General features: G+C 64.8%; 15 protein-coding genes. 9 read left to right on the forward strand and 6 right to left on the reverse strand.

Annotation, left to right across the window (positions count from 1 at the left end; genetic code table 11):
* Positions 1-86: 86 nt before the first annotated feature.
* The 3 genes from BN9444_RS03160 to BN9444_RS03170 form a co-directional block, all read right to left on the reverse strand.
* Complete coding sequence (locus BN9444_RS03160) at positions 87-848, reverse strand: decaprenylphospho-beta-D-erythro-pentofuranosid-2-ulose 2-reductase (RefSeq protein WP_066485875.1); 762 nt, start codon at positions 846-848, stop codon at positions 87-89.
* 29 nt (positions 849-877) lie between these two features.
* The gene (locus tag BN9444_RS03165) at positions 878-2,293 is read right to left on the reverse strand and encodes a decaprenylphosphoryl-beta-D-ribose oxidase (RefSeq protein ID WP_066485871.1); all 1,416 of its coding nucleotides are present in this window, start codon (positions 2,291-2,293) and stop codon (positions 878-880) included.
* A 123-nt stretch (positions 2,294-2,416) separates the two neighbouring features.
* Positions 2,417-2,695: a hypothetical protein gene (locus BN9444_RS03170; protein WP_066485863.1), complete on the reverse strand. Its 279-nt coding sequence runs from the start codon at positions 2,693-2,695 to the stop codon at positions 2,417-2,419.
* A gap of 19 nt (positions 2,696-2,714) precedes the next feature.
* On the opposite strand from BN9444_RS03170, the gene BN9444_RS03175 reads away from it, so the two are divergent.
* From BN9444_RS03175 to BN9444_RS03190, 4 genes are read left to right on the forward strand one after another with little or no spacing between them, the layout of a single operon-like run.
* Positions 2,715-3,179, forward strand: a complete 465-nt coding sequence (locus BN9444_RS03175; RefSeq protein WP_066485861.1) for a hypothetical protein — start codon at positions 2,715-2,717, stop codon at positions 3,177-3,179.
* A gap of 52 nt (positions 3,180-3,231) precedes the next feature.
* Complete coding sequence (locus tag BN9444_RS03180) at positions 3,232-4,107, forward strand: plasmid pRiA4b ORF-3 family protein (protein ID WP_066513251.1); 876 nt, start codon at positions 3,232-3,234, stop codon at positions 4,105-4,107.
* A gap of 35 nt (positions 4,108-4,142) precedes the next feature.
* A complete protein-coding gene (locus BN9444_RS03185) occupies positions 4,143-4,631 on the forward strand; it encodes a GtrA family protein (RefSeq protein WP_373995793.1) in 489 nt (162 codons plus the stop codon).
* A 15-nt stretch (positions 4,632-4,646) separates the two neighbouring features.
* Positions 4,647-5,105 carry a GtrA family protein gene (locus tag BN9444_RS03190; protein ID WP_066485857.1) on the forward strand — a complete coding sequence of 153 codons (459 nt, stop codon included), beginning with the start codon at positions 4,647-4,649 and terminating at the stop codon, positions 5,103-5,105.
* Positions 5,106-5,233: 128 nt separating this feature from the next.
* Here the strand turns inward: BN9444_RS03190 and BN9444_RS03195 are convergent, their stop codons facing one another.
* On the reverse strand, positions 5,234-6,100 hold the full coding sequence (locus tag BN9444_RS03195; RefSeq protein WP_068801406.1) for an alpha/beta hydrolase: 867 nt from the start codon (positions 6,098-6,100) through the stop codon (positions 5,234-5,236).
* 39 nt (positions 6,101-6,139) lie between these two features.
* Here BN9444_RS03195 and BN9444_RS03200 point away from each other — a divergent pair, with 39 nt between their 5' ends.
* Positions 6,140-6,673 (forward strand): CG0192 family protein, encoded by a 534-nt coding sequence (locus tag BN9444_RS03200; protein WP_066485852.1) that lies wholly within the window; start codon positions 6,140-6,142, stop codon positions 6,671-6,673.
* Here the strand turns inward: BN9444_RS03200 and BN9444_RS03205 are convergent.
* Both BN9444_RS03205 and BN9444_RS03210 read right to left on the reverse strand, forming a co-directional pair.
* Positions 6,670-8,217, reverse strand: coding sequence for a CotH kinase family protein (locus BN9444_RS03205; RefSeq protein WP_066485849.1), 1,548 nt, complete (start codon positions 8,215-8,217; stop codon positions 6,670-6,672). The two genes, BN9444_RS03200 and BN9444_RS03205, sit on opposite strands and share 4 nt — an antisense overlap.
* A 537-nt stretch (positions 8,218-8,754) precedes the next feature.
* Positions 8,755-10,686 carry a M13 family metallopeptidase gene (locus BN9444_RS03210; protein ID WP_066513259.1) on the reverse strand — a complete coding sequence of 644 codons (1,932 nt, stop codon included), beginning with the start codon at positions 10,684-10,686 and terminating at the stop codon, positions 8,755-8,757.
* Positions 10,687-10,718: 32 nt separating this feature from the next.
* Here BN9444_RS03210 and BN9444_RS03215 point away from each other — a divergent pair, with 32 nt between their 5' ends.
* From BN9444_RS03215 to BN9444_RS03230, 4 genes are read left to right on the forward strand one after another with little or no spacing between them, the layout of a single operon-like run.
* Positions 10,719-11,315, forward strand: coding sequence for a hypothetical protein (locus tag BN9444_RS03215; protein WP_066485838.1), 597 nt, complete (start codon positions 10,719-10,721; stop codon positions 11,313-11,315).
* Positions 11,312-12,157, forward strand: coding sequence for a PrsW family intramembrane metalloprotease (locus BN9444_RS03220; protein ID WP_068801407.1), 846 nt, complete (start codon positions 11,312-11,314; stop codon positions 12,155-12,157). The genes BN9444_RS03215 and BN9444_RS03220 overlap by 4 nt, the downstream gene beginning before the upstream one ends.
* 10 nt (positions 12,158-12,167) lie before the next feature.
* Positions 12,168-12,884 carry an acetolactate decarboxylase gene (budA, locus tag BN9444_RS03225; protein ID WP_068801408.1) on the forward strand — a complete coding sequence of 239 codons (717 nt, stop codon included), beginning with the start codon at positions 12,168-12,170 and terminating at the stop codon, positions 12,882-12,884.
* Positions 12,885-12,926: 42 nt separating this feature from the next.
* Positions 12,927-13,799, forward strand: coding sequence for a shikimate 5-dehydrogenase (locus BN9444_RS03230; protein ID WP_082723176.1), 873 nt, complete (start codon positions 12,927-12,929; stop codon positions 13,797-13,799).
* Positions 13,800-13,810: the final 11 nt, after the last annotated feature.

The following is a 13,810-nucleotide window of genomic DNA, read 5'->3' on the forward strand; positions in this document are numbered from 1 at the left end:
ACCACATTCCCCACCGGGATCCGGGATCGCGAAACCCCCGCGACCACGTCACAGTCGACGAGCGGGCGCGGGGGTTGCGGGTCGTTCTAGAACGGCAGCTTGCGGAAGATGGGCTGCGGGATGAACTTAAACGCCAGGGAGACGTACTCGAACAGCGGGTGCACGAAGATGGACTCCTTGTTGTGCACGACTGCGTCGTACGTGGCCTTGGCAACGTCCGCGACGTTGACGGTGAGCGGTGCCTCGCCTGCGGCGGCAGACATCTTGGTGCGCACCTGGCCCGGGCGCACGACGAGCACCTTGGCACCGGACTCGCGCAGCGCCTCGCCGAGGTTGACGAAGAAGCCGTCGACGCCCGCCTTGGACGCGCCGTAGACGAAGTTGGAGCGACGCACGCGCTGGCCTGCAACGGAGGACAGGGCGACGATGGTGCCGTGGCCCTGCTTCTTCAGCTTCTGTCCCAACAGCACGCCCACGGACACGGGCGCCGTGAAGTTGGTCTGTGCGGAGGCAACAGCCTGCGCCTGGTCCTGCCACAGCGCTTCCTGGTCGCCCAGGGTGCCGAAGGCGATGATCGCAACATCCACGTCGCCGTGCGCAAACGCGGCGTCGATGACGGCCGGATGGGAGTCGAAGTCCGTGGCGTCGAAATCGACAACCTCGACCTGTGCGCCCTGGGCCTCGAGCTGTGCGCGGGCCGCGTCGATACGCGGGGAATCCTTGCGCGCGGCGAGCGTGACGTGCGGGGTGCCGCCGTGGGAGAGGAACTCGGAGACGATGCCCAGACCGATCTCGGAGGTACCGCCCAGAAGCAGGATGTTTTGTGCCTGGCCTACTGCATTCAGCATGTTCTTTTCAGGTCCTTTCGGGGTGGTTTCTAGTGCAGCTCGAGACGGCGGGACATGTCAGATGCGAAGACGCCGGTCGGGTCGATCTCGTTGCGGGTCTTCAGCCAGCCCTCCATGCCCGGGTACATCTTGTGGAAGTTCTCGGCGGAGGTACGCGACTCCTTGGCCAGGTACAGGCGGCCACCGAACTCCATGACGCGACGGTCAAGGTCGTCGAGGAAGGCACCCAGGCCCGGCTTGATGGGGAAGTCCACGCAGACGTTCCAGCCCGGCATGGGGTAGGACAGCGGAGCCTTGTTCCCCGGGCCGAAGAGCTTGAACACGTTGAGCGCCGAGTAGTGGCCCGAACGCTGCATGTCGCGAATGATGTCCTTGAACGGCTCGACGGCCTCGGTGGGCACGACGAACTGGTACTGCAGGAAACCATTGGAACCGTAGCCACGGTTCCACTCACCGATGAGGTCGAGCGGCTGGTAGAACTGCGTGAGGTTCTTCACCTTGTTCCGGGCCGGAGCACCCATCATGTAGTAGGCCTCGCCAATCGCCATGAGCGACAGCTTGTTCATCGTAAAGTTCGGGAAGATATCCGGCACCGTCATCAGCTGCGGCGCGTTGAACTTGAGCGGGTCCTTGGCCAGCTTCGGCGCGAGCTCCTCAAGCTGTGCCAGCGTGGCGAGCGAACCACGGGAGATGGTCGAGCGGCCCAGCTTCGGCTCCGGGGAGATGACGTCGAACCATGCGGACGAGTAGGTGTAGTTCACCTCAGAGCCGTCCGAGTGGAAGGCCACGGTCTCATCCAGGTTGTTCGTGCGGTCCGTATCCGCGATGAAGTAGGCGGTCTCCGTCTTCGTCATGCGAATGCGGGCGCGCAGGATGATACCGGTAAGGCCCATGCCACCCACGGTGGCCCAGAACAGCGTGCCGTCCGGATCATCTGCAGAGCCTTCCGGCTCCAGGTGGAGGACGCGGCCGTCGGCCACGAGCAGCTCCATGGAGACAACGTGGTTGCCGAAGGAGCCGGCGGAGTGGTGGTTCTTGCCGTGAATATCGGGGCCAATGGCGCCGCCGATGGTGACCTGGCGGGTGCCCGGCAGAACCGGAACCCACAGGCCGTACGGCAGGGCAGCCTTCATGAGCTGGTCCAGGGTGACGCCGCCGTCGACGTCGACGATGGCGGATTCAGGGTCAATGGAGTGAATCTTGTTGAGCGGCTGCATGTCGATCACGAGGCCGCCGGCGTTTTGTGCCGGGTCGCCGTAGGAACGACCCATGCCGCGGGCGATGACGCCGCGCTTGAGGTGCTCGGGCTTGTCGGAGTTGTCGTCCGCCACCTGGGCGACGGCCGCCTGGATGACCTCAACGTCTGCGGTGGACAGGACGTGAGCGGAGGTGCGGGCAGTACGTCCCCAACCATGCAGGGACTGTTCGGTGGTGTGTAGTTCCATCTCTTACTCTTTGCTCGACGGATAATGCTCCATCCAGCCTACCCACGTGTGAGCCCGCATGACACGCAGGACCCAAGTGATATACGGAACAAACCGGGCATTCTCATGCCCGATCAAAAACCTTTAATACAAATCCATGAGGTCACGGATTTCCTTGGGCAGTTCCTCCTGCGTCTCAATCACGGGGCCGTCATACTCCCGCAGAATGTCGTACACGCGCTGGCGCGAGGTCGAGTCCATGATGGGCAGTTCCTGCGCCATGAGTCGCGTCATAAAGTCGCTGAGCGGCGCCGTCGTATTCTGTGTTGCCTGGTAGGAGCCATTGCGACGGTCGTCCTCCGTGCGCTCGTCCTGGGCCGCCTGCTGCGCCGGCGTCATATGCTCATGCTTATCGGAATACATGCCGTCTAGACTATCCCGCATGACCGCTCCGCAAAATAAGCCCGATAATTATGCCCTCGACGACACGCTTGCCGGCCGCATCGCGCAGGCCGCCGCTGTGGGAATTCTCACCGCGCTGCCGGACTACCTCAAGTCCAAGGTCGGTCTCACGGTCGGCTACCTCACCGGGTTCACCGCCTTCGGCAGCCTCGTCGCCTTCGCTAACGCCCAGAACGAGGACGAGCGCGATGACGCACCGCTTACGGTCGAGCCGGCATCCCCACTCAAGACGTACGGCGCATTCCTTGTCCTCCTCGCTCTACTCGCCGTCGGCGCGTTCCTCAACGTGAAGATCGCCCGCGGCATCGTCAGCTTCTTGCGCAAGCGCGGCGCCACCAAGCCCTGGAGCCTCACCGGCGCGCTGCTCGCAGCACTCACCTTCGCCGTCTCGGAGGCGGAGGCCCGCGGCCTCGACAAGCAGTCGTTCAACGACACGTCCCGCTAACTCAGCTCGGCGCCCACGGCGCGGGACCGTCAAAGTGGTTAGGCTGGGGCCCATGTCCTCCCCCATCATCGATCTCGAGCAGGCCCGCGCGCGACGCCAGCCTGCCGAGTCGACCATCATCGTCCAGGTCGCCCACGTGCGCACGGACGCGGAGGTCCACCGCCAGATTGGCATCAACGACGCGCTCACGTTCGAGGAGTTCCACGAGGTTCTCGCCACGTGCTTCGCGCTCCCCAACGAAGACGCGCCCTGGCATTTCTTTGAGCACGACGCCGCCCGCGGCGCGCGTATCGATCCCGCCCACCGCGTGCGCGACTTCCTGCGCCGCCCGGGCCAACACATCGACTACGTCTGGGGCCTGTGGGACTTCACCATCACCGTCGCGGAGGTCTACCTGCGCGACGCTGACACCCCGCGCGCGCTGTGCGTCGGCGGTTCCGGTTCTTTCGATGTCCCCTTCGATATCACGGCGATTAATGCTCAGCTCACCGGCGATAAAACCATCAACGCCGTCCTCGAGCAAGTCCGCCCCGAGGTCCGCGACGCCGTCGTGCGTTCCCGGCTCTTCGACTTCGTGCCGCTCCTCCAGGCGCTCGATCTCACCCGCGAGGTGAGCCTTCCCGCCGCCACGCTGCACGCGCTGGCGAGCCTGCCCCGCGAGGTCACGCTCGAGGGCCGCGACGCTTTCTGGTCCACCGCCCTGGCGCTTACCTGCATGGGCGACAAGCAACTCACGGAGTCCGTCCTCACCACCACGCTCGAGGCCCTCGGCTGGGTCGACGACTCCGGCGCGCCCTTGCTTGCCGATGCTGCCCTTAACCTCTGCGCCGATTCCCTCGCCGTCCTCACGCAGGTCCGCGCCACCGGTCCCGAGGCCCTCGCCCCAGTCGACCGACTCGACCTCTTCCGCGCGCTTCTTCGTCGTTAACCATTCCGCAGGCCCGCGGCAGGTAGGCTATCAGCGTGGAAAATACCGCGCAGACCCCCAACCCGCAGCAGCCCGACGCGCACGATGCCACCCTGAGCACGGACGACGTCGTCAACGCGACGCCCAATAATTCGCTGCGCACCCAGCTCGTCCGCTTCGTGTCCGTGGGCGTGTTTACGGCCATTCTCGACTTTGGCCTCACCCTCATCCTCACGCACTTGGGCCTCCACCGCTCCGCGGCGAAGGCCATCGGCTGGGTCTTCGGCACCATCGCGGCCTACCTCGCCAACGCCCGCTGGACCTTCGGGGCGCAGGTCTCCGGCCGCACTGCCACCGCAGTCGGCCTGCTCTACGCCTCGACCTTCGCGGTGCAGAACTTCCTCTACTGGGCCACGAACGCCCCGCTCATCGCGATGGGCTTCGAGGGCGCCGTCAAGGACACCATCTCGTTTGTCATCGCCCAGGCCGTCGCGACGATCACAAACTTCGTCATCCAGCGCGTCTTCATCTTCAAGGGCAAGTAAGACGGGACCACCGCCATGGATTCCGCCGCCGATCGCCTTTCGCGCTCCAACTCCCTGCAGGCACAGGGCACGAAGTTCGCCATCACCGGCGGCATCTCCGGCGTCATCGACGTCGGGATCACCTGGCTGCTCCAGATCGGCCTCGACCTCCTCGGCGACACCGCGGCCCGCACCGTCGGTTTTATCGTGGGCACGCTCACCGCGTACCTGCTCAACCGCCGCTGGACCTTCAACGCGAAGGCCTCCACCCGCCGCTTCCTCGCCGTTGCCGCAACGTACGCACTCACCTACGCAGTCAACATCGCGCTATACAAGTGGTGCTTCGAGTTCCTCGACAACGATCTTGCCTGGCCCAGCTCCTGGGCCCTCGTGGTCGCCTATGTCATCGCCCAAGGCACCGCGACGCTCATCAACTTTTGCGTGCAGCGCTGGGTCATCTTCCGCTCGACGCGGAAGAACTTCGTCGTCGATTAAGACTAAGGGTCGCTCCCGGGCCGCCGCGCGCCGATGAATCTTTCCATCGTAGGCAGCAAGCGCCCATAATCGGATCGACAAGCGCGGAGATCAGCGTGGCTTCACGCGCCGTGTCGCGCTTGCCTGCGTTACTCTGCGACTTTCTTGAGGAACTCCGCCGTGTCCTTAATGCGCTGACGCGCCACGGCCGGCGTAGAAATACGGTGCCGCGCCACGTAGTCTGCGGTCTGCGCGCCCGGCAGCTCCACGCGCCCGGCGATTTCATCTTCCGTCGCGGTCTGGATGAGCGTGTTGGGGAGGGCATCGGGAAGCTCATAACCCGCACGCAGCTCATCCGGCAGGTTGCCGAGTGCTGCGAAGTCGGGGAACGTGAGCAGGTACGCGTCGGCCTTGACCAGCGCCGCGAGCGCGCCGCCGGAGGAATAACCCCACACGGTCACGTGTCCGGGCAGCGCATCGATGGCCGCCTGCACGACCTTCACCATGTCATCCACGGTGTGTTCCGGCGCCAGCGGGTAATCAATGTCCACGATGGTCGTTCCGGACAGCTGCGCGGCCGCCGCGACCTCGGGGCGCCACTGCATCTCGAGCGCCTGACCGTCGCCGCGCCACCAGCCGCCCGAATTCAGCGACACGGCGTACGTGCCGTTCGGATCGCTCGGGGTAAAGACGCGGCCGTGCTCGTTATCGCTCACGGTCACGCCGTCCGTAAACGCCGTGCCCGGCATGGAGTGGTCCACCGCCGTCCCCAACACCATCATGGAGGCCTGGACAATGCGATCCGGCAGCTTCGCACAGTAATTATCCGCCTCCGGCGAGCCGCCACCGGCCCACGGCGGACGGAAGTCCGGCAGCTCATAGTGCGCATCGATGTACGATCCCAGCTGCTCGAGCTGTTCATTCTCGCTGAGCTGGCGGTCCTGGCCGCCAATCTCCCAAGACTGGCCTTCGGCCAGTTCGGCGTGCGGTACTTCCTGCGGTTGCTTGTCAGTCATGGGCCCAGACTACCTCCCCGGCGCGCTAAGCTGGCCGGCATGACTGAAGCGACCGTGCACCCCGAAGCCACCCTCTCGCCCACCAAGGACGAGCTGTGCGCCGAGTTTTCCACCATCACCGAGCGTCTCGGTTCGTATCGCGCGGTGGATCCGGACGGCGAGGTGGGCATCGAGGTCATCATCGGCCGCACCTTCTCCGGCGAGCTGGGCCAGCTCTTCCTCTCCTATCGCGCCGCGGATAACGCCACCAAGAAGGAAATCGCACGCATGGATCACTCCGTGCTCGGCGAGCGCTCCGTCGCCTTCGGCGCCGATGACCGCGTGGCAAAGGCTGAGTTCAAGAGGATCGTCGAAGAATCGGACGTATCCGCGGGCTTCGTCGACCGCGAGGACAACGACATCCCCCAGCGTTTTACCGCCTATGGCACCGGCGGCGAGGGCGAGTTCTTTTGCTATTCCACCCTCATCGACGAGCCAAAGGCCCCCGGCCAATTACGCGTCATTGATCACGAAACCGGCGCCGACTACCTCGCTGGTGCCGTCGTTCCGCGCGCCTCGCGACGCAAGGCCTAGGCCTTCTGAGTGGCCAGATAGTCCTTGCGCTGCGTGATGAATTCCTGCAGCTTGTCTGCGGCCGAGTCGATGTCTGACTGTGGCGTCCCGTCCGTCGCCGGAACCTGCGAGCGCAGGTTCTCCAGCGTCTTTTCAGCGAATCCCGAGCCATAGATCTGCTCGTAGAGGTCCCAGTACGCCTGGTCATAGACGGCCTTGAACTTCTCGGACGCCAGGAAGCGCGTCTTGAGCTCGTTGCCGCTCATCATGCCGCCCTGCTGCTCCTGAATGTCTGCGGTCTGGGTGGCTGCGGCGTCTGCGGTGGTGGAGGTGGCGGCATCGGAAGGCTGGGCCTGCTGGCGGCGGCCGCCACCCATGGATGCGGACTCGTCCGGGGACTGCTCCGCATTATTCTGCATCGACATGTCGAGGTCCCACGACACGACGGAGACCTTCTTCGTCTCATTGTCGTACCAGAGGTAGTAATTCTTGCCGGGGCCGGCCATGTCATCACTGTTGACGAGCAGGTTCTGGGTGGCGAGGTACTTCGCGAAGGAGTCGACGTCGACGTAATCCTCGAGGTGCGCGTCGAATTCGGTGTCGTCGGCGGAGTCCATCCACTTGAGCAGATCCACGATGGGCTGTTCCTTCTCCACGTCGTCATCCTTGGACTCGATCTTGAACTGATCCTCGTAGGTTTCCGGGTCATCGCCCTGGTAGGTAAAGGAGCTTTCGGAGTCCGCCTTGTAGAGGATGCCGTCACCAAGGCGGGCCGCGTAGTATTCGTCCGGGTTCTCCAGTGCGATGCGAGTAAGCGTCTCGCCGCCATTGACCGAATACGTGAGGTACGTGTAGCGCTGCGAGGCCTGACCGGTTTCGGCGGTGGCCGAGAGCGCCGTCGCCTCGTTGAGCGACGGAATGCCCGAGCGCAGCGAGAACTGGGACATGCCTTGGTAGACGCGGCCGTCCTCATACTTGTCGAAGCTGATGAGCAACGGCCAGGTGGTCACGTCGCTTTCGTCGATGCTGGAGCCGGACATGCCGCCGCCTTGCGGGGCCCCGCCAGGGCCACCCTGACCACTGTCGGGCGGGGTGGGCTTCTCGCCGTCCGTGGGCATCTGCATTCCTGCGGGAGCCTGACCGTCGGCATTCTCACCAGGCGCTTGTCCGCCGCCCGGCATACCGGAGTTGCCGCCGAGAGTGCGCAGGGAGGAGTTGCCCTTGAGACGCACACCGACATTCTCGATGGTCGTGCCGTCAATCGTGATGTTGGCCTTCACCCAGGTCTTTTCGTCGCCGCTTTGGTAGTCCTCAAGCATGGTGTCGATGGCGTCCTGGTCAATATCGAGGGAAACCTCGTGGGACTGCGACAGATCAAAAAGGTCGGGGTTGTCCGCGCCGACGTCGGTGGTGTCCTCAAGGAGATCGGCGAGCTGCGTGGTCTGCACGGACGTGGCGGATGCGGTGCTGGTCGTGTCGTTCGCGCTGCACGCGGCCAGGGAAATGGCGGTAGCACCGGCGACGATGCCGGCGATGATCTTTGTGCGCAAGGTCAAGCGCTGCATGGGAGTCCTCTTATACGTGATGTTCGGGTATGAGACTTATTTAAGGACACCCACCTGCACGCACCGCGCGGATTTCTGGGCAGGGTCGTGAGAGTTCGAGCCTGGTTTCCTGGAAGCCAGCTGAGCAGTTCCTGTTCCTGCCGAAAATTCCTCGTTTCAATGGGGGCCGGTTCAGGTGGTGAATGCAATGCGACTGGAAGGAGCATTGCATTCACCCCGAGGATTTGAAATCTCCTAGAGAGAAGTACCTGGCGGCCTACCTCCACGCCCCGCCCGCTGCCCGAGATCCGCACGGCGTTGTGGGTGGGGTGTCAAAAAGAATCCTGACACCTCACCCTCGCGTTTCCCAATGACTGGGTGCGCATCGGCGTGACGACGGTCGCGTTCGTCTACGCGCTAGCATCGGCGCGCAGCTCGAAATCAAGCAGCACGACATCAAGCAACAAGAAGAAATAGCCACAACGCCCGAATAAGAAGCGAAAAATTGAAAATTCTCGACCTTATTCGGGCGTTGTGGCTATCGGACGCCGAAGCGAGCTACCAGATGGTGACGCGGTCCTCGGGCGCGACGTAGGTGGGGGCATCGGAAGGCACGTCGAAGGCCTCGTAGTACTCCGCGACATTGGCGACAATGAGGTTGCAGCGGAACTCGGCCGGCGAGTGCGGGTCGATGGCGAGGTACTGGGCGGCCATCTCCGGGCGGATGGCAGTGCGCCACACACGGGCCCAGGCGAAGAAGAGGCGCTGGAGGCCGTTCCACTCCTGCTCGGCGAGAGCGGGCTCGGCGCCTTCAGCGGTGAAGGGCCGGACCTGACCGAGCGGGTCTAGATCGTGATCGGCGCAGTACTTCTTGTACGCCACGACGGCAATACCCAGGCCGCCGAGGTCGCCAATGTTCTCGCCCAGGGTGAAGGCGCCGTTCACGCCGGAAGACTCGATACCGGCTTCCTTGAGCACGGTGGGCACCTGGCCCTGATACTGATCCACGAGCTTGGCGGTGAGCTTCTCAAACGCGGCACGGTCCTCGTCAGTCCACCAGGAGGTGAGGTTGCCGTCGCCGTCGTACTGGGAGCCCTGGTCGTCGAAGCCGTGGCCGATCTCGTGGCCGATGACGGCACCGATGGCGCCAAAGTTCTCCGCGACGTCACCGCCCTCAGCGGACGCGGTGAAGAACGGCGGGCGCAGGATGCCAGCGGGGAACGTGATGTCGTTGGCCACCGGGTTGTAGAAGGCGTTGACGGTCTGCGGGGTGGCGAACCACTCCGTGCGGTCGGCCGGCTTGCCCATCTTGGCCAGCTCATAGTCGTGCGAGAAGGCGGAGCCGCGGCGGTCGTTTTCGACGGCGTCGTCCGTGGGCTCCAGGCCCTCGTACGAGCGCCACTTATCCGGGTAACCGATCTTCGCGTTGAACTTGCCCAGCTTCTCCAGGGCGCGCTCGCGGGTCTCGGCGGTCATCCACGGCAGCTCGGAAATACGGGAACGGTAGGCGTCGAGCAGGTAAGAGACCAGCTCAAGCATCTCTTCCTTGTACGAGGCCGGGAAGTGCTTGTCCACGTAAGCCTTGCCAATCTCCTGGCCCACGTAGCCGGCCTGACCAAGGGCACGCTTCCAGCGATCGCGCTGCTCGGTGGCACCGGTGAGCGTCGTGCCGTAGAAAGCGAAGTTGGCCTTAGAAATCTCCTCGGTGAGCAGGGCCGCGCGGCCGCGCAGGATGTGCCATGTTGCCCACAGCTGCCAGTCCGCAATGCGGTCTGCGGTAAACAGCGAATCCAGGTGCGTGAGGAAGGACGGCTGTGCGACAACGACGCGGGACTCAGGGAACCGGGCGCCGCGCAGGATCTCTTGCACGTGCTCGGGCAGATCAGTGAACTCGGTCGGGTTATAGGTCTTCACAGCGTCGCGGGAGGCGACGACGTCCCAATGACCAGCCGCGATGGAGGTCTCAAGTGCGACGATGCGGGTGGCGGCGGCATCGGCAGGCAAACCAAAGATGCGGCCGGAATCGAGGAAGCCAAGCATGCGCTCCACGTGCGCGCGGTAGGCCTTGAGGGTCTCCGCGTGGGCCTCCTCGCGGTAGTAGGCCTCATCCGGCAGGCCGAGGCCCGACTGGATAAGCGTCGCAATCGCATCAGTGCCGCCCGGGTCCTTCTCAATGTAGGCAGCCACTGGGCTACCAATCCCGAGTCGGTCCAGCTCACCCAACACGCGCGCGAGCTCCTGTGTATCCGCCACGGCGAGGCGGTCGAGGTCCGCGTCGAGCGGAGCCACGCCCGCGGCGTTGAGCGCGTCGACATCCATAAACGCGGCGTAGAACTTCCCGGCGCGGCCGGTATCGTTCTTCACAATCTCGTGCTCCATCTCCTCCGCGTCATCGCGCAGCTTATGGAACGTACCGTCCACCGCGCGGTCCGCGGGGATCTCGTGCGTGGCCAGCCAGGGCCCATTCAGAAACTGGTAAAGGTCATTCATGCCGCCCAAGCTTAATAGCTAAGGTGGACGCCATGTCCGCTCCCGCTTTCTCCTATCGTCTCCAGCCCCCGCGCATGGGGGCAGGGCTCACTGCGGTGCTGCTGAGCGCCGCGGTCCTGCTCTTTGCGCCCACGGTCTATTGGCTCACGCTTCCAGACCAACTCCGCCCGGCGGAGCCACTGGTCATTGGAGACGTCGCCGTGCCCATGGAGTGCACGCCCACGGCCGGATTGCTGCCTTCTGAGGGCTGGTATTGCGGGGATACGACCGTCACGGTCACGGAGACTCCCGGCGTCGCGGACGCAGAGCTCGCCGCCCGGCGCGCCCTGCGCAATATCGCGTTCGGCACGGACCCTGCTGGCCCCGTCGCAGTCTCCGGCTCGACCCTCGTGCTTGCCGATGCCCCCACCGGCGCCGCAGCCCTCATCCTCCCCGCCCCAAACGAGGCCCCAGAAGAGAACACGGCCTTCGTCGTCACCTTTGAGGGCGCGGACGCGGCCTCTGTCCTGGCTCCCACGTGGCAGGCGGCGACCGGCGAGGCGTTGCCGGCGACGATCACGGACGAGCTCGCGCACATCGACTCCCACGACGGCTTTGAGCCGGCGCTTCCGCAGGCGGTGAACGTATGAGTCGCGCCGCCCGCGGGGTCCTCTGGGCTGGTCTGGGCCTGGGCATTGTGGTCTTGGCCCTCTTCGTGTTTCCTATTTTCTTTGTGCTGCCGGGGCTCGCGCTGGCGGGCTCGGCCCTCGCCGCCCTCTACACCGCGATAGTCCTGTGGCTGCTCCACCTCACCCGGCCGGCGTGGCCGGGCGGGCGCGCGTGGGTCGTCGCCGCGCTGCTCTGGGGCTCGGGAACGTCCTTCGGCGTCGTCTCCGCTGCAGGGCTGGGGTGGTTCGACATCATCGACCACTGGCGCTGGGATCCCCTCATCGCCTCCTTCGGCGGCGCCTACCCGGAAGAACCGGCGAAGGCCCTGGGCGTGTTCCTTCTGCTCCTGTCCTTCCGTGAGCTGCGCCGCCCGTGGCATGGGTTCCTTGCCGGCGCCGTCGTGGGCCTGGGCTTCGAGACCACCGAGAATCTCCTGTACTCGTTTATGGGAGCGCTCATGGATCCGGTCTCGGACTGGGGCGGCTTCTGGGCCATGTGGGGCCTGCGCGTTATCGCTGGGCCCTGCCTCCACGTCGTCTTCACGGCCATCGCCGGCTGGGGTGTGGGCTGGGCGCTCTACGCCGCCGAGTGGTCGCGCCTGCGCCGCGTGGGCGTTGCCGCGGGTTTCCTCGCCTTCGCCTTCGCGGGCCACTTCCTGTGGAACATCACGCTCGACACGGACGCGTGGTGGGTCTACGCCCCCATGGTGTGTTCCGCACTTCTTACTTATCCCACAGTTTTCCTGCTCGTGCACCGCGCGCGGCGTCTCGCAGCGGCGGATCCGGGCTACGTGGCCGTGAAGGAGTTGCGGACCCGCGTCTAAGCTGGAACGCATGCACCACACGCGCCACGCCATCTTCCAAACCAGCCTCATCACCTCTCTCGCCCAGGGCGTCTACGAGGACGAGATGATGTTGTCCGAGCTCCTCGGTCACGGCTCCTTTGGCATTGGCACCTTCAACGGCCTCGACGGCGAGATGGTCATCCTCGATGGGCGCTGCTACCGCCTGCGCTCCGATGGCTCCGTCACCGAACCCCCGCTCGACGAGCGCACGCCCTATGCCGTGGTCACCAACTTCGTGCCCTCTATCCGCGAGGAACTCACCGGCCCGCTCACGCGTGAGGAATTCTCCAAGGTCGTAGACGGATTCATTCCCAGCTCCAACTACATGTACGCCCTGCGCGTTACCGGCCGTTTTAGCTGGGCCAGCGCGCGCACCGTGGAACGCCAGGAGCAGCCCTACCGCCCCATGGTCGAGGCCACGGACGGCGAGGAGGTCGTGCGGCTCGACAATTTCACGGGCACCATCGCCGGGTTCCGCACGCCGCTCTACGAGGCCGCCATCTCCGTGGCCGGCTGCCACGCCCACGTCATCAACGACGAGCGCACCTGGGGCGGCCACCTCGTGGACTTCGTCCTCGAGAAAGGCACCGTCGAGCTGTGCCTGTGCACGGATCTGCAGCTGCGCCTGCCGCTCACGGACGAATTCAGCGCCGCCGATCTGGGCCGCGACATGTCCGAAGAAATCAAGCAGGTCGAGCACCACTAAGCTCCGCGAGGCGCCGTGGGAAGTCTGGTTACACTGGGCGTCATGACTGAAATCCCGGCCGTAGCATCACTCAACACAGACTCGCCGCGTCTCGTCGCCGGCGGCATCACGAAGGACACGCAGCTGTGCCTGTCGCTGTCCGGCCGCCCTGGCAACACGGGCACGCGCTTCCACAATTACTTGTACGACGCGCTCGAGCTCAACTACGTTTACAAAGCGTTCACGACGGACGACATCCAGCAGGCAATCGCCGGCGTGCGTGGCCTGCAGATCCGGGGTGCCGCGATTTCCATGCCGTGGAAGGAAGACGTCATCGCCCTCGTCGACGAGATGGATCCGTCCGCCGAGGTCATCGAGTCCGTCAACACCATCGTCAACACGGACGGCCATCTGAAGGCCTACAACACGGACTACCTCGCCATCGTCTCCTTGCTGCGTTCCAACCAGCTCGACCCAGCGCTCGAGACCGTCGTCCTCGGCTCCGGCGGTATGGCCAAGGCCACCGTCGCTGCCCTGCGCGACGAGGGCTTCACCCACGTCACCGTCGTCGCCCGTAACACCACCACGGGCCCTGCGCTCGCGGACAAGTACGGCTTCGGGTACGCGCCCCAGCTTGGTTCGCTCACACCACAGCTCATCATCAACTGCACGCCCATCGGCATGGAGGGCGGTCCGGAAGCGGCCGACCTGCCCGTGCCCGACGCCGCAGTCCAAGCGGCCGAGGTCGTCTTCGACGTCGTACCCCGCCCCACCATCACGCCGCTGCTCGCCCGCGCGCAGGAACTCGAGAAAATCATCATCACCGGCGCCGAGGTCATGAGCCTGCAGGCCCTCGAGCAGTTTGTGCTCTACACTGGCATTCGCCCCGAGCCCGAACTCGTCGCGCGCGCCACCGCGTTTAGCCGTGCCGTCTAAGTCAAGGAGAA

Source organism: Corynebacterium phoceense, assembly GCF_900092335.1.
In the GTDB taxonomy this organism is placed as follows: domain Bacteria; phylum Actinomycetota; class Actinomycetes; order Mycobacteriales; family Mycobacteriaceae; genus Corynebacterium; species Corynebacterium phoceense.